Raw genomic sequence first — 18479 nt, forward strand, 5'->3', positions numbered from 1 at the left:
CGGAGGGTTCGCCGAAGGAGGCGCGGGCCTCGCGCCTACTTGTTGGCCCGGACCTTCTTCACGATGACGGGCTTCGCGGGCGCGGGCTTCGCGGAGGCTGACTTCGCGATGGCGGGGTTGCGCCGGGCGGACAGCTCCGGGATCAACAGCAGCTCGATGCGGCGGTTGCGGGCGCGCCCCTGCGGTGAGGCATTGGCCCCCAGGGGCCGCGTGTCACCGTAGCCGGCCGCGAGCATGCGCTTCGCGGGCACGCCGCCCTTGTCCTGGAGGAAGCGCACCACGTTGACGGCGCGCGCGACGGACAGCTCCCAGTTGGTGGGAAAGGTGGCCTGGAGCTTCGTCGAGGGGGGCGAGTCGTCGGTGTGCCCCGACACCTGGATGCGCTTGTCATCCACCTTGGACAGCACGCCGCCCAGCCGGGTGAGGACCTCCTGGCCGCGCGCGCTGATGCTGGCGTCCCCTGAATCGAAGAGGACCTTGTCCACGAGGTCCACCTGGATGCGGCCCTCGTTCTGCGTCAGGCGGACGGCGCCCTCCGCGATCTCCTTCTTCATCTTGTCCTGGAGGTCCTCGTAGGTGGCCTTGAGCCGGGCCAGCTCCGCCTCCTGCTCCTGCACCGTCTGGCTGAGCTGGGCCTTCTCGGTGTTGAGCTGATCCTTCTCCGTGGTCAGCTTCTCGCGCTCCACCTCCAGCGCGGCCAGCTTCGTCTCCAGCAGCTGCTTCGCGGCCTCGGCCTCGCTGGCCCGGGTGGCCGCCGCGGCCGCCGCCGCGTCGGAGAGCGTCGTGCTGCGATGCGACAGGTACAGCACCAGGCCCGCGAGCACCGTCACCAGCGCCGTCACCAGCCAGGGGACCCAGGCCCTTCCACGTTCCGTTTCCATGTCGCGACCTCCGGGAGGAATGGACGGCAGGCACGCTAGCGGCACCCGGCGGGTGCACCTCAAGGCGACCCGGGTGCGTGCAGGTGTCTGGAGGTGCATTGTTGAACCCGGGGCGCACGCGCGCGTCAGCGCGTCACCTTGCTTCCGGGACGGCGGGCCCCTTCGCTGTCCTCCGCCGTCCCCTGCTGCCCCTGCGTCAGGCGTCGGTGCCGCGAGAGCCCTTGCGCCGGCGCAGCGCCCAGCCCAGCGCCAGCAGGGACCCGACAGGCCACGCCCCCTGCGCCGGGCCCGCGCTGCAACCACCGCCGGAGTCGTCCTTGTCCTCCGCGATCGATTGAGTCCGGGAGGCGCCCGGAACGAATGACGCCACGGGAGCACGCGGTTCGCGTCCACAGGGAAAACAGCTTTGACTGATTTATCTGGACCACCATACTGATTCACCTTCCCCCCTGCTTGGAGGTCATCGCGTGAAACAATCCCCCCGCATCCTTTCCCTGGCGTTCGTGGGCGCCGTGTCAGCGCTCATGTCCGGCTGCGGCCCTGACGCCGCGCCCGTGGACACGTCCCCCGTGGGCTCCGCCACCCAGGAGCTCGCGTGCAGCACGCGCATCACCTACGGCGACCGGTGGATCCGTCCGTCGGGCCACCCGGCGCAGTACGACGTCGCGGCGGACCTGGTGACGTGGGACGGCACCTGCGTCAACGAGGGCACCAACTCCTACGCGGTGCTCTCCAACGGCTGGAAGCCGTACTTCACCGGCAACAACGCGTGTGTCCTCGCGCTCGACACGGATTGCGCCGGAGCCGCCGCGTGCGCGACGCGTGTCTCCTATGGGGCGGCGTGGCTGGCCCCGGCGAACCACCCGGCGCGGTACGACGACGTCGGCGGACGCGTGTACTGGGACCGGGCGTGCACGAACGCTTCCCCCAATTCCTACACGGTGCTGTCCAACGGCTGGGCGCCGTACTTCAGCGGCTCGAACGCGTGTGGCATGTCGTTCCGGTACACGGGCTGCGGCGGGCTGTACCAGAACCCGGTGGTCCCGGTGGACTGCGCGGACCCGGGCGTCATCCATGATGGGACGCGGTATGTGGCCGCCTGCACGTCCGGAGGGGCCGCCAGCGCCTTCCCGCTGCGCACGTCGACGGACCTGGTGACGTGGACGGGCGCGGGCTCCATCTTCCCGTCCGGGACGCGGCCCTCGTGGGCGACGGGCGACTTCTGGGCGCCGGAGATCCACAAGGTGGGCACGCGCTTCATCGCGTACTACACGGCGCGGCACTCGTCTGGACGGCTGTCCATTGGCGCGGCCACGTCGGCCAGCGCGCTGGGGCCGTTCACCGACCTGGGCCGGCCGCTCGTGTACGACGCGAACATGGGGATGATTGACGCGACCTTCTTCAAGGACACCGCGGGCACGCCGTTCCTCGTGTGGAAGGCGGACGGCAACGCGGTGGGGCAGCCCACGCCCATCTACGGCCAGCAGCTGTCGGCGGATGGCCTGGCGCTGGTGGGGACGCGCCGCACGCTCATGACCAACAACCTGTCGTGGGAGGGCGGCGTCGTGGAGGCGCCGTGGGTCGTCGCGCGCGGCGGCTACTACTACCTCTTCTACAGCGGCAACGCGTACTACAACAGCACGTACGCCGTGGGCGTGGCGCGCGCCACCAGCCCGCTGGGCCCGTACACGAAGCTCGGCGCGCCCATCCTCACGACGGGTGGCGGCTGGGTGGGACCGGGGCACAACTCCGTCGTCACCGGGCCTCGCGGCGAGAGCTTCATGGTCTACCACGCATGGAACAGCGCCCACACCGCGCGGGTGATGCTCGTGGACGCCATCACCTGGCCCAACGGCTGGCCCGCGGTCCCCGAGGGTCCGTCGGTGGGCTCGCGGCCGGTGCCGTAGGCAATCGCAGGCAACACCCACCGCAGTGAAGCGTTGAGCAAGCCCGGAGGCGAACCGTCGCGCGCCGCCTCCGCGGCTTCATCACGAGGCGATGCGAGCCAGGAACATCGCCAGGCCTCCTGGGCAAAACCGCCGTCGCTGCGAGCCGCATCGGCTACCCTGGGCCCATGGCCGACTGGAAACGCCTTGAGAAGCTCAACGCAGGGGAGCGCATCCTCTACTCCGACCCCTTCCTCGATACGAAGCGCGAGGTCTGGTTCTTCGCCGCGGAGTACAAGTTCCGCGTGTGGAGCGACGGCGTCCTCCACAAGGCGCAAGCGACACCGCTCACGGTGTCAGGGCCCGTGACGGAGCGCTTCACGCTCTACAAGCTGATGGACCAGCTCTTCGTCGACGTGGAGGTCCGCGAGGGCGCGGCCGTGGTCCGCCGGGGTGTCCTGAACGGCGCCGACCTGTCGACACGCATCGAGCCCTCCGAAGTCGAGCCGCTGCTCGCGCGCTACCGGGCGCTGGGCTTCCGGGATGGCACGCCGTGGAACGCGACGAAGGCGCAGGTGACGCGACGGGAGTATCGCAAGGGCCCGTCCTCCCGGTGGACGGTGGAGGTGGATGGCGACACGGTCGTGGAGGACGCGCGCAAGCCGTTCCCCACCCCGAGTCGCGAGGCGGCCATCGCGCTCGCGGAGAAGCGCATCCGCGCGAAGGAGAAGGCCGGGTTCGCGCCGCACCTCATCGAGCTCACCTCCGCGGCCCGCCCCAACCCCGCCCCCCGTCCCGCGAAGGGAGCCCCCCGGCGCCCTCCCCTGCCGAAGGCGCCTGCGTTGGCGAAGCCGAAGGACGCCTACGCCGCGGTGGACGCGGCCATCGGTATCCTCAAGGACCTGCACACGCGCATCCCGGTGGCCCACTTCGTCACCGAGTGCCTGGAGCCGAAGACGGCCCGCGCGCGCGTCACCCCCGTGGAGAACGCCTCCACCTTCTTCCTGCGCCTGCACAAGAACCGCGTCGGACGCTGGGCGAAGGCGAAGCCTCGCGCGCCAAAGAAGGGCGAGTCCAGTTGGGCCTACTTCGCCCGGGTGTATGGCTCCATCACCTGGATCCTCGACGGTCAGGCGGATGAGGGCCTGTCGATGTTCTATTGCAGCAACGTGACCGGGGGCGGTTGGAGTTGCCTGGAGATCGACAGCGACAGCGACTACCCCATCGAGGACCTGGTGGAGAACACGGGCAACGAGGAGCTCCAGGACCTCTTCGTGTTCCACGGCGGGGCGCACCATGGCCGTGCGTTCGCCTTCGACCCGCGCGAGGTCTCCTCCACGGGCGAGCAGGCCATCATCCCATTCGATGACAACCTCACCCGGCTTCCCAGGCGCGTGAAGCCCGAGCGGATCGTCCCCTTCGGGGACTGGCTCTACAAGCGTGTCGTGGCCCTCACGAAGGTCGCGGAGCGCAACCTGCGTGAGCTGAGCTGAGCCCGGGCCCACCGTGGCGCCAGGTCCGGCCGCTCCGTATACCAGGGGGCAGGAACCTGGAGAATCAGGCTGCCTGGTGGACGAAGGAACTCGAAAAGGCGCAACGCTGGAGACATGGGATGAAGTTCTACAATTGGAACGTCGTAGGAGACTTTGACCGGGATCGCTGTTTCCTCGACGCGGCTCCGCATGCGCTCGCATCCCGGAGCGTCAACCTGTCACGGGGCCTGTCCACCCAGGGTATCTACCCTGCGGATCCGCGCATCAACCTGAGCGAGGAGTACCCCGGGCTGCGCCTGGAGTCCTTCATCGGCAACGTCAAGAACATCCTCGTGGTCTCCAGTCCGCTGCGCGCGCTCCTTGAGCAGTGGTGCAAGGGCATGGAGATCGAATACCTGCCGGTGCACATCTACAACCACCGGGACCGGCTGCACACCAGCGACTATTCCATCATCAACCCGCTGGGAGCGCTCGACTGCCTGGATCCGGATGCCAGCGAGGTGGTGCGGCTGGGCAAGGAGATACTGAGCGTCGAGCGCATCGTGCTGTCGCCCCAGCGGCTCAAGGATGCGCCGCCCCTGTTCCGCATCCTTGAGGACCCGAGCGTCTATGTGGTGACCGAGCCGCTGGCCCGGGCCCTCCACGAGGGAGGCTTCACCAACGTCGTCCTCCACGAGATGGAGACGTCCGACTCATGAGCCTCAGCTCCGTCTTCTTGCCCGCCTTCCGGAAGAACGCGCTGGCCGCCAATACGCGCTTGCTGCCGCGCATCCTTGAAGGCGAGGCGGGTGCGGCGGAGGTGCAGGACTTCTGCAGGAACTACCGCGTCGCGGCCATCTGCTCGCTGCTCCTGGCCGCGTCGGCTGAGGACTTCCACCGCTTCCTGCGCAAGAGCGCGGCAGCCTTCGCCTTCTACAGCGCCCGCAAGTCCCCCGCCTTCACCCTGCCCCGGGCCCTGGCCCCGGCGATGGATGCGCTGGCATGCGGGGACTTCGAGGCAGCCGCCACCATCTTCCAGCAGGTGGGCGACACCTGGGACCCGGGCACCGAATACGAGGAGGACTTCCTCTACGGCCGCTTCCTGGATGCGCACTTCTTCGGGGCACCGGACCCAGCGAGGGATGCCGGCTGGGTGGACCGCTACGCCGAGCTTGTCGGCACCAGAGATGACGCGCGCCTGAGCGTGTTGCGCGCCTTCCTCGCGGGTGACGCGGAGCGCTTCGAGCAGGGACTGGAGCAGTTGCTGTCTGAACGGGCCCGGCGATACCAACGGCTGGCCGCCAAGCAAGCCATTCCCCTCTGGGAGTCCTCGACTGAGGGATACATCAGCATCGAGGGCCTGGCCCTGCTGGCGCTCGCGGAGCGAAAGGGCCTGCACACGCGCACCGACTATCTGCACGTTCCCGCCCTGGTCCGGCTGCCGGCGGCCCGGACAGGCGCGAGGGCGGACTGGCGTCAGCCGTTGGACTGACAGCGAGAGGCATACTCCTCCGCGCCACCGCCTGCTCCAGGCCGGGCCCACAGCCGGTGAGCGCGAGCATGAGCGCCACGGTCAGCGGGGTGAGGGACTTCGCGCGGTGATGCCGACCTCGCGGCTCGGAGGTGGCACGAGAAGGGGCTTCGGGAGATTCGAAGTGAGGCATGGGGCTGATGCTTTTGATCCCCCATTCCTGCTTAGGTCCTGGACGCAGCTCACACTTCGCGTGCGCTGTCCTTCACCCCACGCGCTTCCCCCTCCCCCGAGGCTCCATGTCCCACCCGATGCTCCATGCTGCCCGCCTGCGCGGCGCGGCGGCGGTGTTCTTCCTCGCGCTGCTCGCGACCACCCCCGCTGCCGCACGGGGGCGCTACTACAACCACTCCGGCAGCATCGAAACGAGCCACCCCGACTGGTTGGGCTGGATGCCTGGCTCCGCGAGCCTCGCCTCCCTGTCGCTGCCGGGCACCCATGACTCCATGGCGTTCACCTCGACGGGCGGCGCCCTCACCCAGACGCAGTCGCTGAGCCTGAGGGCCCAGTTGGACGCAGGCGTGCGGGCCCTGGACATCCGGTGTCGCCACATTGGCGACCGGTTCGCCATCCACCATGGCGTCGTCTACCTGAACGCCAACTTCGACGACGTGCTGACGACCACCACCCAGTTCCTGCGCGACCATCCGGGCGAGACGATCCTCATGCGGGTGAAGGAGGAGCACACCCCGGAGGGCAACAGCCGGTCCTTCCAACAGACGTTCGAGTGGTATCGCAACCAGCCCGCCTACAGCCCCTATGTCTGGCGAGGCACCCACGTCCCCACGCTCGGGGAGGTGCGCGGCAAGATCGTCGTCCTGGACAACTTCGGCGGTGGCGCCTACGGCGTGAGCTGGGGTTCGCTGGCCCTCCAGGATGACTGGACCGTGTCCACCATCTTCGACATCGACAACAAGTGGGACAAGGTCCGGGACCACCTGGGGAGGACGAACGCGGGGGCACCTCCCACGCTGTACGTGAACTTCCTCAGTGGCTCCTCCGTGGCGGCCTTTCCCAACGTGGTGGCCGGAGGCGATGGCCTCTCCGTCCGGGGCGTCAATGACTACGCCATCGACCACCTGGTGGGCGGCAACGTCCAGCGCGCGGGGGTCATGATGATGGACTTCCCCGGTGCAGGTCTGATTGACGCCATCCTGGCCCTCAACTACCGGTTGCTGCCTTCCGGCAGCATCCTCCCGGGCGATTTCGGCACCGCGTTCAGGAACATCTCCTACACCCTTGGCGGTGACGCCCAGGCTCGCTGGCATGGCCTCAAGGCGTTCCTCCAGAATGCCGCCCCGGGGCGCTACTGGCATGCCCTGGCGCTCAAGGGCAGCTGGGCCGGTCGGATGCACACGGACGGAAGCTACGTCCAATCCGACACCATGGATGACTACACGCACCTTGCCTTCACCTCGCGGACGGTGACGAGCGCGGTGAGCAATGGCTTGCTGGGCGGCTTCGTGAACGCCCAGCTCAGCGCCCTGACGGGAAGCACCAGCGACCGGGCCCTCCAGCTCCATGGGCGGGTGAGCTCCCGCTTCCCCTTCCAGCTCTGGAGCGTGGTGGTGAAGAGGGCGCCCGGCGGACTGAGCAACTGGGCGTATTCGGATTACGGGACGGGCCACAAGGCCTCCCTGGGCGACTACACGTATGCCGTCCAGGCCTACTCGGCCTCGGACGGGGTGTACCTCTACGAGCACGGTCAGTTCGAAGGCAACGTGCTGCGGCTCACCTCCGGCGTCGGCTACCTGGGCGACGTGGGCTTCGATGACATCCTGTCCTCCGTCAGGATCCTGGGCCCCTACCGCGCGACCCTCTGCGAACATCCTTCGCGGACGGGCAGGTGCTTCAGCACGACCCAGAGCCTGGGCGACATCAACGCCGTCGCGGGAGGCCCCTGGAACGACCAGATCTCCTCCGTCGGGATCGACGTCACCGGCCTGCGCTGAATCCAGGCCTTGAAGGGTCCCTCGCGCACGGTTGGCGAAACCCTTCCCCGTGGGCATGGTGAAAGGGCGGCGCGCGCTGGCCAGGTGCGCGCCGCTGTCGCGGGGAGGAGGATGGATGACACCGGACACGAGCACGGCGGCGCTGTGCGAATTCATCGGTGGGATCCGGGCCATCGACAACCACACCCATGCGAGCACGGTCGTGCCCGGCGACACGGAGTCGGACGCGCTTCCGTTGGAGGTGTTGGGAGACTTCCCCCTCCCCGTGACGCTGCACCCAGAGAGCCCTGGCTGGCTGGCTGCGTTTCGAGCCCTCTACGGCTTCCCCCACGAGGAGCTGAGCGACGCGCACTGGCCCGGGCTGCGGGCCACCATGCGGGCCATCGCCGAGCAACAGGGAGAGGGATTTCCCGAGTGGGTGCTGGACCGCGTGGGGACGGAGGTGATGCTCGCGAACCGGGTGGCGATGGGGCCGGGTCTCGCGCCGCCGCGCTTCCGCTGGGTGTCCTTCGTGGATGCGCTGATGTTGCCGCTCTCCACCCGGGCGGAGGCCGCCATGACGCCGGATCGCGGCAAGCTGTATCCGCTGGAGGCGTCGCTCTTGCGGCGCTACCTCACGGAGCTGAAGGTCGGAGGGCTGCCGGCGACGCTGGAGGCGTACGTGCGGACCGTGGTGACGCCCACGCTGGAGCGTCACCGGCAAGCAGGCTGCGTCGCGGTGAAGTTCGAGGCCGCCCTGCTCCGCTCGCTGGACTTCGCCGACGTCGCCCCCACGACCGCGGGCTCCGTGTACTCGCGCTACGTCGGCGGTGGGGCGCCGACCCATGCCGAGTACAAGGCGCTCCAGGACTTCTTGTTCCGGGAGATCGCGCGCGAGGCCGGCCACCTGGGGATGGCGGTCCACATCCATTCATTCGAGGGCCCGGGGGCGTACTACGCCGCCGCCGGAGCCGACCCGCTGCTGCTGGAGCCGACGTTCAATGATCCGACGTTGCGCCACACCCGCTTCGTCCTCGTGCACGGCGGTGGCGTCCACGCCGCGCATGCGCGCGCGATGATGTGGAAGCCGAACGTGTACGTGGACACGTCCGCGATGGCGCTGCTCTACACGCCGGGCACGCTGGCCGCCATCCTGCGGGACTGGTTGCGCCAGTTCCCCGACAGGGTGCTCTTCGGGACCGATGCCGCGTCCTTCGGGCCGGACACAGGCTGGGAGCTGGCCGCGTGGCTGGGAACGGCCCAGACGCGAACGGCGCTGGCGACCGCGCTCGGAGGCATGGTTCGCGACGGAGAAGTGGGCCGCACCCGCGCCGAGGAGGTCGCGACCAGGGTGATGCGCACGAATGCCGGGGAGCTCTACGGCCTGCTGTAGCGCCGTCCCCCTCCAAGCCACCAGGAGCCCCCGGAGACGACGCGCGCGCCCCCCCGCGAACTTCCTCCGGCTTCGCCTGTACGCTCCTCCTGAACCGGTTCGAGGCCCGTGCTGCTCGAACCCACGGGAGATTGAAGATGCCTTCCAGCCGTCCGACGAAGATCGCGGTGATTGGCAGTGGGCTCATGGGGACCGCGCTGGCGCGGGCCTTTGCCTCGGCGGGACACGAGGTCGCGGTCTGGAACAGGACGCCAGACAAGGCCAGGGCCGTGGGTCATGGCACCCTCGCCTTCGAGAACCTGAGCGAGGCCGTCTCCGGACGGGGGCTCGTGGTCGTCTCGCTGTCCAACTACGCCGCGTTCTCCGAGCTGGTCTCCTCGGCGGCCGTCGCGTCGGCGCTCGCCGGGACGACGCTCGTCCAGCTCACCAGCGGCTCCCCCGCGGACGCGCGGGGTGGACTGGAGTGGGCGAAGGCCCACGGCGTGGACTACCTGGATGCCGCGATCCTCGCCTACCCTGGCTTCGTCGCCACCGACTACGCGACGGTCTTCTACGCCGGGTCGCGGGCCACCTTTGATCGGCACCTCGAAGCCTTCCAGGCGATCGCCAGGAACTCCGTCTACGTCGACGAGAAGATTGGCTCCGCCGCGACGCTCGACTGCGCGATCCTGGAGGCCTACTACGGAGGCACCCTGGCGGTCCTCCACGCCGCGGCGATGTGCAGGGCCGAAGGACTCGACCCGAAGAGCTTCTTCGCGCAGAAGAACTCCTTCCTCGGCCTGATCTCCGTCACCGCCGACGCCGCGCAGGGGATGATCGAAAACAACGACTTCTCCGGCGACCAGTGCAGCCTCAACACCCACGTCGCGGCCATCGAGCACATCGTCCGGCTGAGCACGGACGCCCGCATCAGCTCACGCTTCCCCAGGGAGCTGCTGGAGAACTACAGGCGGGCCCTCGCCGCGGGCCTGGGTGAGAAGGAATTGCCCGCCGTGTTCAGCACCCTGAAGCAGGACTGAGCCCGCCCGGCCCCTCCAACGAGGGCCGGTCCAGGACTTCCGCGCCACCGGTCCGCTTCAGTGCCGTCCCGACCGCAGCAGGGACTCCAGGATGTCCGCGGCGTGGGTCCACAGCAGCGACCCGCCGGCCTCGGGGAGCAGGTGCCGGCTCGCCGTGGGGATGCGGCGCGCCAGCACGGCCCCATGGTCCGGTGAGTGGACGATGCTGGTGTCGTGCCCGCCATACCAGAGCGCGACAGGGACCTGGATGCGGCCCAGGTCGAAGGGCCAGCGGCCCATGGCCAGCGTGAGGTCCCGTGCGTACCCCCTGGCGCCCTGTGAGAAGCCCTCCTCCAGCGCGCGCCGGTAGGCCGGCTCGAAGCCCGGGGAGGTGTACACGGCGAGGTCCACGGCGGAGCTCGTCCCGGTGATGAGCTTCCACAGCACCTCCGCGTTCCCCATGCCGGCGAACGTGGCCTCGAAGGTCGCGGGCTCCTCCACCGCCCGCCGCACCATTCCCGCGACATCCGGGTGCAACATGCCGGCGAGCTCCGAGGCGTTGAGGTCGTCCTGCCCCGACACCACCGCCACCGCGCTCGGGAGTCCCGCCGCCGCGCAGGCCAGCGCGAAGGGCGCGCCCTGGGAGAACCCCACGATGCCGAAGCGGGGCAAGGCCAGGGCGGAGGCCAGGTGCCGGATGTCCGTCACCCAGTCGTTCAGCGTCCGCTCCGGACTGGGGCTGGAGGCCCCGAGCCCCGGACGGTCCACCGAGATGAGACGCACGCCCAGGCGCGCGAGCACGTCCGCACCGAAGCCGAGGCTGCGCCCCATCGCGGCGCCAGAGAAGAACAGGACAGGCACCCCGTCCGCCGGGCCCCACTGCGCCCAGCCCAGGTTCCTGCCATCCGGGAGCCGGGCCTCTTCCAGACGCTCCGGCTCCCCCACTCCATGCATTCCATGGCTCATGCGAAGCACCCTCCGCGCGCCGTGGGGGTCCGTCAGCTGGCGGCCCCTTCCGCGCGGGGGGCCTCATAGCAGGGCGTGGGCACGGTCGTCAGCGCGGCGCCGCTCAGCGGGACGTGGGAGGCGCCGCGTCCTCGCCGAGCAGCAGCTGGCGGACGATGGGCACGGGCGGGTAGCCGTGGGAGACCACCGCGTCGTGGAAGCGCTGGAGGCTGAAGTCCTTGCCCCACTTCACCTTCGCCTCCTCGCGCAGCTCCATCAGCATCTTCTTGCCCAGCGCGTAGACCAGGTACGTCGGGTCCGACGTGCCACGCCGCGCCTCGCGCTCCGCGTTGATGCGCGTCATGTACGCCTCCTCCTCGAAGAGGCGCACCGCCTGCGCGTACGTCATCCCCCGCGTGTGCAGTGACAGGCCCGCCATGTAGCGCGCCAGCCGCTGGAGGTAGAGCGCCAGCTGGTTCAGCCGCAGCCGGTCCACCTGGGGCCCCGTGCCGCCGTAGCCTTCGTCCAGCATCATCTGCTCGGTGTACAGGCCCCAGCCCTCGCTGAAGGAGCCCGAGCCGAACAGCCTGCGCACCTTCGACGGGATGCGGTTCGTCCACAGGAACTGCACGTAGTGCCCCGGGTACGCCTCATGGATGGAGACGATGGGCAGCGCGTAGCGGTTGTAGAAGCTCATGTGCTGGGCGGTCTGCTCCGCGCTCCACGCCGGATCCGGCGGCGTCACGTAGTAGTACGCCTCCGTCGCCTTCGCCTCGAACGGGCCCGCCGTGCTCATGCTCGCGAAGGACAGCGCGCGGCTGAACGCCGGTGTCTCCGCCACCTTCGCGCGGACCTCGCTGGGCACGGTGATGATGCGGCGGTCGATGAGGAACTGGCGGATCTCCTCCAGCGTCGCCTCCGTCGTGGCCACCAGCTCCGCCGGGGCCGGGTGCTCCCTGCCCAGCTCGCGGTACACGTCCATGGGCGCCTTGCCCGGCGCGATCCGCCCCGCCACCTCGCGGAACTGCTCCTGCGTGCGCTTCATCTCCGAGCGCCCCCAGGCCAGCAGCGAGTCGATGCTCTCCGTGACGCCCTCTTCGTACTGGAGCTTCTGGCGGTACGTCTCCTCGCCGATGGCGAAGTCCCCGTTCGAGCGGGGCAGCAGGTCGTCCTTCAGGAAGCGGATGTACCCGTCGATGGCCTCCAGGCAGCGCGCCTGCTCCCGCTGGAAGGCCTCCTGGAGCGCGGCGTCCTTCACCGGCGCGAAGGCCTGCGGCAGCGTCTGCGCGTAGAGGGCGCGCGTGCCCTTCACCTGCTCCAGGGCGATCTCCGTCCACAGCTTCGGCGGGTTCTGGAGGCTGGCCGGCGCCGCCGCGAACACCTCCGGCACCACCGCCATGCGCTTCACCGCCGAGCGCATCCGGTCCTCCAGCGGCGCGAAGTCGCGGTTGATGAGCTGGAACACGGACCCCGAGGCGAAGCCCAGGTAGGCGTTCGGGTTGCGCTCCCACGAGCGCACCACCTCCAGCTCCAGGATGCGCGCCCGGAAGTGGTTCTCCAGGATGTCGTAGTCAGCCCGGTCCTCCGGCGGCAGCGCGGCCCGGTCCACCACGCTGGGCAGCGCCGCGAGCCGTGCCTTCAGGTACGTCAGGTCCGACGCCCGCTCCTCGGGCCGGAAGCCGCGCAGCTCCCCGTCATGGGCGTGGAGGCCCGCGTACGTGGCGGACATCGGCGAGCGGCGGAAGTGCTCCTCCAGGTGCGCGTCCACGAAGGCGCGCAGCGCCACCTGGGCGGAGGACGGCGCGGGCGTGACGGCCGGTGACTCCACCCGGGCCGCTGGGCGCGAGGTGGTGCAGCCAGGGGACAGCAGCAGCAACGCGGCGAGGACGCTCGTGGGGCGCAGTGCGTTCATGGTGCCTCCGGGAAGGGAGGCGGGAGCGTCGCCGAAGGCCCCTTCCGCGACAAGCGCCACGCGACGTCCCGCGCCCGCGAGGCCTCACACACGGGTGCGACGATGCGAAGGGGCCGCCGCCCACCGTTGCCTGGATGCAGGCAGGCGGTCAGGCAACCGTTCGCATCGCAGCCGGCCGGGAGCCATGCGTTTCCAATTCCATTCCCACGATGTCTCCCTGACCGTCCCCACGCCCTCCACGCGGATGACCTTCGAGGAGGGGAACCCCTTAGATGTCTGTGTTTGACAGACTCAATCCCTCACACCATCGTGATTGCGCAGCAAAATCAGAACAACCCAGGAAAGACTCCTCAAATGAAAAATATGCTCAAGCTGTTGGCGCTCACGGTCGCGGTGGTGTCACTCCAGGCCTGTGGCGTGGCCGAGGCCCAGAACAATGCCCAGTTCCAGGAGGAGTCGGTCACCCTGCAGACGCAACCGGGTGAGTCGGTCCAGCGCACGGAGCCGGGAGCCCAGGGGCGCCTGGCGGCCGCGGAGTGCAAGGGTGATGATGGAAGCAGTTGCAGCTGCGGTCCCGGCGTGGCCTGCATCTCCACTTCGGGTGGCTGCTGCTGCGGCTGCGCGGTCACGACCGAACAGACCGCGACGACACCGAACCCGACCGCACCGACGGGTTCGCCCCAGAACCGTTGAAGCCCCAAGCAGTCGATGGAACCTCGACGGAGGGAGAAGCCTCCCCCCGCCGGGTTCCCGAGCGTCTCCTCTCCGTCGTCGTGTGGGCCCGCCGGGCCTGTTGGACAGGATCCACTCCGTTTGACACCCTGCTTGCACAATGCCCTCCATCTCCCCGCCGCCACCCGCCTCTCCCTGGTGGGTCGAGCGCGCCGAGCTCCTCCTGGCGCCCGGGGATTCACGACCGTTGAGCCTGGGCGCGCAGTGGGAACTCCACGAGCGGTTCTCCTTCGTGCAGGAGAACGTGGAACCGGACCTGCTCCTGCTGGATGTGCGGGCGCGACCGGAGCTGCGGGCGCTCTGGACGGCGCTGGAGGCGCGGGCCCTCTTGGTCACCACCGCGCTGGATGCGGCTGGAGAGGACATCGCCCGGCAGCTTCGCGCGGGGAGCCTCTCACCGGCGCGCTTCCGGGAGCAGTGGGAGGGACTCGGGTTCACCGAGTCCGCGGGCCGCGCGAGCACCGCGGCGGATGACTGGCTCGAAGGCCTGCTGCGCATCTCCCGCATCACCACCGGCCAGAGCCGGCCCCCGTTCGGGCAGGTGAACATGGCCTCGCGCGCGCATCGCATCTCCGACTTCCTGTCGGTCACGAGCCCCGGGCAACGCGACACCGTCTACGACCTGGGCTGTGGCAACGGGAAGTTCGCCATCACCGTGGCCGCCAGCTGCGCCGCCCGCGTCAAGGGCGTGGAGTACGGGCAGACGTACGTGGAGTCCGCGCGCCGCAATGGCGAGCGCTTCGCGCTGCCGAACCTGGAATTCATCCACGCGGACGTCCGCGACGTGGACATGTCGGACGGCACCTCGTTCTATCTGTACTTCCCCTTCTGGGGAGAGGTGGCGCACGCGGTGGCCCGGACGCTCGGGGACTTCGCGCGCGCCCGGGACATCACCGTGTACGCCCAGGGCCCCCGGCTCGACTACGGCGAGCACTTCCTCGAACAGGTCTCCCAGGGGGCGCTGTGTCTGGCGCCGGAGCGTCTGGACTTCACCGACGTCATGGTCCTGCGCAGCGCTGCCTTCGCCTGAGGGGCGAGGCGTCAATAGAGGACGTTCAGCGCGACGATGTCGTACTGGGAGAACTCACCGGTCGCGCTCGACGTGAAGCAGGAGTTCATGATCGACAGCGGGTCCACGCTGGGCGTCCCGGGGATGAGGATGGCCCCCACGCCCGAGCTCCCTTCGCCACCGCCGCAGCCGGCCGTGTTGAAGAAGTCCGTGTGGCGCAGACCGAGCGTGTGGCCCAGCTGGTGGGTGATGACGTGCTCGTTCACGTCCACGCTGTAGGTCTGCAGACCGGTCCCGATGTTGATCTGTCCATAGGGCAGGCCGCCCGAGGGGTAGCCCGAGGAGCCATTGGCGCCGGCCATGGTCTTCGCGGTGATGGTCGCGTTGCAGGCAGGGCTGGAGCCCCGCTGCATGGTGAAGCGGAGCCCCAGGCTGTTGTAATTGGCGATGGCCAGGTCGAGCCCCTGGCTCAGCCGCGTATAGCCGTTGAACGCGGGCGTGGGATTGATGCAGATCCTCGTCACGGAGGTGCCGACCAGGTTGGTCGTCTTGAAGTGCTCCGCGCTCCCCTCGCCGCGCTGGAGCATCTCCTGGGAGGCCGCGAGGCTCACCTGGGCGTCGCCCCCGACGAACACGACACCGTCGACGACCTTGATGTCCTCGGACGGGAACCCGGCCTCGATCAGGTTGGAGCGGATCTCCTCGCTCTCCACCCGTGCGTCGTCACCGCAGCCAGAAAGCAACGCGCCACAGCTCACCACGAGGACTGCCGCTCGCTTGAACATGCTCGTTTCTCCTCTTGTCCGGATGCGGTTCTCCCCACGCTCCCAGCATGGGAGCGACGGGCGGACAGCGGACCTTTCTAGGACACCCCATCCGCAAAGACCAGTGAGCCTGGATTAAGCAACAATCACGACAAGACCTGCCGCGCGGCCCCACCGTGCAACGGAATGCACAGGTGCGCAGCGCATTCAGCGGGGTACCCTGCACACGGGACCGCCGTCTTGCTGAAACGCGCGGCGGCATTCGCTGGCACATGGGCTGCTGAGTGCCGAAGCGGCTTTCTGGAATCCAGCGGGACAGCGGCGTCTTCGCTGATTCGCGAAAGGTTTGTGCATGCTCGTGTTCTTCATGATCGGGTCGTTCATCTTCCTCCTGGGGCCCGGGCTCTTCGTTTGGGGGATCATCGTCATGAAGCAGCGGGATTCCGCGGGGCGCTCCCGGCTGCCCGGGGGCCTGCTGACGCTCGCGGGCGCTTCGACGATGGTGTTCCTGCTCTGGGTTTTCAGCGAGATCGGCAAGATGAACTTCTCGAAGGGACGGGTGCTGCGGCTGCAGGGCCGCGCCCGCGTGGCCCGTCGGGCCCTGGGGGACGGCTGGGCGGACGACGCCGCTCCGGAAGTCGCGGGGCTCACGCCCTGGCAGCGAACGGTGCTGGGAGAGGCGTGGAGGCACTCCGCAAGCATGGAGCACGCATCCGTTCCGGCCTTCGCGAAGCTGTCACTCAAGCTCTCCTCCCTGGGCGCGCCCTCGGAGCTGATTGAAGCGTGTCACCTGGCGGCCCTGGACGAGGTCCGCCATGCCCGGAGGTGCTTCGCGCTCGCCAGGGCCTACTCGGGGCTGCCGTGGACCGCGGGAGCGATTCCGGAGCTGGGCCAGGAGCGCCCCCAGCGGCCAGAGCCAGGCGAAGGGGACGCCTGGTCCCGGCTGGTGCGCGGGTCGCTGTTGGACGGGTGCCTGGCGGAAGGCATGGCCTCCCGGGTCGCGGCCGAAGGGGCGGCCCGGGTCAGCGATCCCGTGGTGCGGGAGACGCTGTCCGTCATCGCCGAGGACGAGGAGCGGCACGCGGAGCTGGGCTGGGACGTGCTCGCCTTCGCCCTGGAGCGGGGCGGCGGCAAGGCGAAGCAGGCCCTGCGTCAGGCCCTGGAGGCGCTGGACGCGCAGCGGACGCCCGAGCTCCCACGCATCCCGGGAGTCGACGAGGACTTCCTGGCGCGCAACGGCGTGCTGCCCCAGGCGGAGCTGGGGCGGCTGATGGAGGAGTGCATCCAGCGGACGCGGGCCCGGGCGGCGGCGGCGGCTTGAAACAAGCGGTCAGCGTTCGAGACCGTACGCGGCGGCCACCTGCTGGACGAAGCCCTCGACCTCGGGGCTCGTGTCAGGGTCCAGCGTCATCTTCCGGGTTCCACCAGAGACGGGGAAGGTGACGGACGTCTTCTGCCTGTCATGCGCGAAGGGCGGCGGGCCCAAGGGCCCGCGGACTTCCCCCATCCGACTTGCCGCGATGAGCAGCGTCGTGAGCTGGTGGACGTCGAGGCCCTGAAAGTCCGATTCGCGCGAGACCCTGCGCTCGAAGCGACCGTCGGCGAAGACCTCCAGGCTGAAATGCCGCGTGTTGGGCATGCCGGGCGACTTTGAGAGCTTGAGGACGCAAGCGTCCGCGGAGAACTCCGTCGCGCGTCCCGGGTGGCGGAGCCCGGGGCGCCCCTCGCTCAAGCGGGGCTGGATCAGCGGCGAGAACCGGATGAAGTCCTTGAGCGAGCCTTCGACCACGTCCACACACGCGCCACGCTTCCAACCCTCCACGCCTTCGAGGCGATGGAAGACCGCGTCGACGTACCACCGCGCCCTGCCATTCCAGACGACGAGGACACTCGAATGCTCGGAGCCTGGTTCGACGAGGGTGCCGAACGCGCGGCGCTCTGCCTCCTCGTGGCGGAGGTAGTCCTCGAGGCTCGACGGGAGCAGCGCACCCTCCGGCGAGTCCAGCCCCAGGGCCTGCGCCTTGAAGTATGCGCCAAGCGTCGTGTCGGGCTTGTGCTCGCCGAAGCACGGAAGGAGGACCAGCTTCAGGGCGAGCGGATCCACTCCCGCGGGTGGCACGAGTTCGCACCGTTCGACGCTGGGATGCGTGCCGCTGCCTGCGTCCGCGTTGCCGCGCTCGACTTCGCGATAGAGCTCGAAGCGCAAGATGGGGGCAGCGGCCATGGGAGCACCTTTCCTTGAAGCCGCAGTGAAACACGCCCCGGAATGGCGGAGATAGAGGCTCCTGAAGGGTGAGGCGCGGCGGGTCCGGACCGGGTGACGCCGGGCCCCGGGGCTCAGTTCAGCGTTCCGCAGTCGGCGATGCGCCGCACCCGCAGCGCGGCCAGCCGCTCCAGCGGCGCCGCCGCCTCCGGTCCTTCGAGCAGGGCCACCGCGCGGGCAATGGCATCCAGGGTGGACATCCCGGACGGATGCGACGTGTCGCGAAGCCGGAGCAGCCCGGGCTCGGGCGGTGGCAGCACCAGCCGGGGGAGCGCCCGCAGCGCGGGGAGCCGCTGGGTCATCCTCCGTGCCTGCGACCAGTTCCCATCCAGCACCACCAGCTGCCTCGGCGCGGGAGCGTCCGGCGGGGCCACGGGGCCATCCGGGAAGAGCAGCCAGGTGCCCGGCTCGCTGAGCACGGCCGTGTCGAAGGCCTCGGCCCTCGCACCGTGGATGAACAGCTTCGCGTTCGTGAGGGCCAGCGCGGCCACGCGCCCGGTGTTGCTGCGCTTGGAGACCTCCATGATGTGCTGGAGCAGCAGGATCCGCGTGCGCGTCTCCACCCGGGGAATCTCCGCGCACAGGCACAGGTGTATCGCGAGGTTGCAACGCGGACAGCGGGGTGGACGGGCGGCGCGGGGAGGCATCCTCCGTCATCCTGGGCCGGCCACCTCGGGAAGTGAAGCCCTCGTTGCCAGGCGGGCCCGAGTGTCCGCATCGGGCGGGACCCACCGTGCGCCGGGACCGTCCTGCCCTCCAGCG

At 69.4% G+C, this 18479-nt stretch carries 17 protein-coding genes; 10 read left to right on the forward strand and 7 right to left on the reverse strand.

Annotated elements, in window-relative coordinates; genetic code table 11:
- Positions 1–35 precede the first annotated feature (35 nt).
- Positions 36–881: an OmpA family protein gene (locus tag OV207_RS13350; RefSeq protein ID WP_267555556.1), complete on the reverse strand. Its 846-nt coding sequence runs from the start codon at positions 879–881 to the stop codon at positions 36–38.
- A gap of 196 nt (positions 882–1077) precedes the next feature.
- On the reverse strand, positions 1078–1251 hold the full coding sequence (locus OV207_RS13355) for an MYXO-CTERM sorting domain-containing protein (protein ID WP_267555558.1): 174 nt from the start codon (positions 1249–1251) through the stop codon (positions 1078–1080).
- A gap of 97 nt (positions 1252–1348) precedes the next feature.
- Between OV207_RS13355 and OV207_RS13360 the strand changes: the two genes are divergently transcribed.
- From OV207_RS13360 to OV207_RS13390, 7 genes are all read left to right on the forward strand, one after another.
- Complete coding sequence (locus tag OV207_RS13360; protein ID WP_267555560.1) at positions 1349–2788, forward strand: glycoside hydrolase family 43 protein; 1440 nt, start codon at positions 1349–1351, stop codon at positions 2786–2788.
- 167 nt (positions 2789–2955) lie between these two features.
- A complete protein-coding gene (locus OV207_RS13365; RefSeq protein ID WP_267555562.1) occupies positions 2956–4260 on the forward strand; it encodes a hypothetical protein in 1305 nt (434 codons plus the stop codon).
- A gap of 119 nt (positions 4261–4379) precedes the next feature.
- Entirely contained in the window at positions 4380–4958 is a 579-nt protein-coding gene (locus OV207_RS13370; RefSeq protein ID WP_193430016.1) for an imm11 family protein, read from the forward strand.
- Positions 4955–5731: an Imm49 family immunity protein gene (locus OV207_RS13375; protein WP_267555565.1), complete on the forward strand. Its 777-nt coding sequence runs from the start codon at positions 4955–4957 to the stop codon at positions 5729–5731. Before OV207_RS13370 ends, OV207_RS13375 begins: the two co-directional genes overlap by 4 nt.
- Positions 5732–6009: 278 nt before the next feature.
- Positions 6010–7722, forward strand: coding sequence for a phosphatidylinositol-specific phospholipase C domain-containing protein (locus OV207_RS13380; protein ID WP_267555567.1), 1713 nt, complete (start codon positions 6010–6012; stop codon positions 7720–7722).
- A 115-nt stretch (positions 7723–7837) separates the two neighbouring features.
- Positions 7838–9094 carry an amidohydrolase family protein gene (locus OV207_RS13385; RefSeq protein WP_267555569.1) on the forward strand — a complete coding sequence of 419 codons (1257 nt, stop codon included), beginning with the start codon at positions 7838–7840 and terminating at the stop codon, positions 9092–9094.
- Between the two features lie 137 nt (positions 9095–9231).
- Positions 9232–10113, forward strand: a complete 882-nt coding sequence (locus tag OV207_RS13390; RefSeq protein ID WP_267555571.1) for an NAD(P)-dependent oxidoreductase — start codon at positions 9232–9234, stop codon at positions 10111–10113.
- Positions 10114–10170: 57 nt separating this feature from the next.
- On the opposite strand, the gene OV207_RS13395 is transcribed toward OV207_RS13390, so the two are convergent.
- The gene (locus OV207_RS13395; protein WP_267555572.1) at positions 10171–11058 is read right to left on the reverse strand and encodes an alpha/beta fold hydrolase; all 888 of its coding nucleotides are present in this window, start codon (positions 11056–11058) and stop codon (positions 10171–10173) included.
- 103 nt (positions 11059–11161) lie between these two features.
- On the reverse strand, positions 11162–12949 hold the full coding sequence (locus OV207_RS13400) for a DUF885 domain-containing protein (RefSeq protein WP_267555573.1): 1788 nt from the start codon (positions 12947–12949) through the stop codon (positions 11162–11164).
- A 354-nt stretch (positions 12950–13303) separates the two neighbouring features.
- Between OV207_RS13400 and OV207_RS13405 the strand changes: the two genes are divergently transcribed.
- Positions 13304–13642 (forward strand): hypothetical protein, encoded by a 339-nt coding sequence (locus OV207_RS13405; RefSeq protein ID WP_267555575.1) that lies wholly within the window; start codon positions 13304–13306, stop codon positions 13640–13642.
- A gap of 226 nt (positions 13643–13868) precedes the next feature.
- Entirely contained in the window at positions 13869–14711 is an 843-nt protein-coding gene (locus tag OV207_RS13410) for a class I SAM-dependent methyltransferase (RefSeq protein ID WP_267555577.1), read from the forward strand.
- An 11-nt stretch (positions 14712–14722) separates the two neighbouring features.
- Here OV207_RS13410 and OV207_RS13415 read toward each other — a convergent pair whose 3' ends face one another.
- The gene (locus OV207_RS13415; RefSeq protein ID WP_267555579.1) at positions 14723–15475 is read right to left on the reverse strand and encodes a M57 family metalloprotease; all 753 of its coding nucleotides are present in this window, start codon (positions 15473–15475) and stop codon (positions 14723–14725) included.
- A 331-nt stretch (positions 15476–15806) separates the two neighbouring features.
- On the opposite strand from OV207_RS13415, the gene OV207_RS13420 reads away from it, so the two are divergent.
- Positions 15807–16775: a ferritin-like domain-containing protein gene (locus tag OV207_RS13420; protein ID WP_267555581.1), complete on the forward strand. Its 969-nt coding sequence runs from the start codon at positions 15807–15809 to the stop codon at positions 16773–16775.
- 9 nt (positions 16776–16784) lie between these two features.
- Here the strand turns inward: OV207_RS13420 and OV207_RS13425 are convergent, their stop codons facing one another.
- Positions 16785–17678, reverse strand: coding sequence for a hypothetical protein (locus OV207_RS13425; RefSeq protein ID WP_267555582.1), 894 nt, complete (start codon positions 17676–17678; stop codon positions 16785–16787).
- 113 nt (positions 17679–17791) lie between these two features.
- A complete protein-coding gene (locus tag OV207_RS13430) occupies positions 17792–18364 on the reverse strand; it encodes a tRNA-uridine aminocarboxypropyltransferase (protein ID WP_267555584.1) in 573 nt (190 codons plus the stop codon).
- Between the last annotated feature and the right edge of the window lie 115 nt (positions 18365–18479).

Source organism: Corallococcus sp. BB11-1 (assembly GCF_026626625.1).
Lineage (GTDB): Bacteria > Myxococcota > Myxococcia > Myxococcales > Myxococcaceae > Corallococcus > Corallococcus soli.

Bases quoted from the DNA above. Each gene is read 5' to 3' on its own strand.
- OV207_RS13350 (WP_267555556.1), bottom strand. From the start codon at position 881: ATGGAAACGGAACGTGGAAGGGCCTGGGTCCCCTGGCTGGTGACGGCG.
- OV207_RS13405 (WP_267555575.1), top strand. From the start codon at position 13,304: ATGAAAAATATGCTCAAGCTGTTGGCGCTCACGGTCGCGGTGGTGTCA.
- OV207_RS13420 (WP_267555581.1), top strand. From the start codon at position 15,807: ATGCTCGTGTTCTTCATGATCGGGTCGTTCATCTTCCTCCTGGGGCCC.
- OV207_RS13415 (WP_267555579.1), bottom strand. From the start codon at position 15,475: ATGTTCAAGCGAGCGGCAGTCCTCGTGGTGAGCTGTGGCGCGTTGCTT.
- OV207_RS13370 (WP_193430016.1), top strand. From the start codon at position 4,380: ATGAAGTTCTACAATTGGAACGTCGTAGGAGACTTTGACCGGGATCGC.
- OV207_RS13400 (WP_267555573.1), bottom strand. From the start codon at position 12,949: ATGAACGCACTGCGCCCCACGAGCGTCCTCGCCGCGTTGCTGCTGCTG.
- OV207_RS13395 (WP_267555572.1), bottom strand. From the start codon at position 11,058: ATGAGCCATGGAATGCATGGAGTGGGGGAGCCGGAGCGTCTGGAAGAG.
- OV207_RS13365 (WP_267555562.1), top strand. From the start codon at position 2,956: ATGGCCGACTGGAAACGCCTTGAGAAGCTCAACGCAGGGGAGCGCATC.
- OV207_RS13385 (WP_267555569.1), top strand. From the start codon at position 7,838: ATGACACCGGACACGAGCACGGCGGCGCTGTGCGAATTCATCGGTGGG.
- OV207_RS13390 (WP_267555571.1), top strand. From the start codon at position 9,232: ATGCCTTCCAGCCGTCCGACGAAGATCGCGGTGATTGGCAGTGGGCTC.
- OV207_RS13375 (WP_267555565.1), top strand. From the start codon at position 4,955: ATGAGCCTCAGCTCCGTCTTCTTGCCCGCCTTCCGGAAGAACGCGCTG.
- OV207_RS13430 (WP_267555584.1), bottom strand. From the start codon at position 18,364: ATGCCTCCCCGCGCCGCCCGTCCACCCCGCTGTCCGCGTTGCAACCTC.
- OV207_RS13425 (WP_267555582.1), bottom strand. From the start codon at position 17,678: ATGGCCGCTGCCCCCATCTTGCGCTTCGAGCTCTATCGCGAAGTCGAG.
- OV207_RS13380 (WP_267555567.1), top strand. From the start codon at position 6,010: ATGTCCCACCCGATGCTCCATGCTGCCCGCCTGCGCGGCGCGGCGGCG.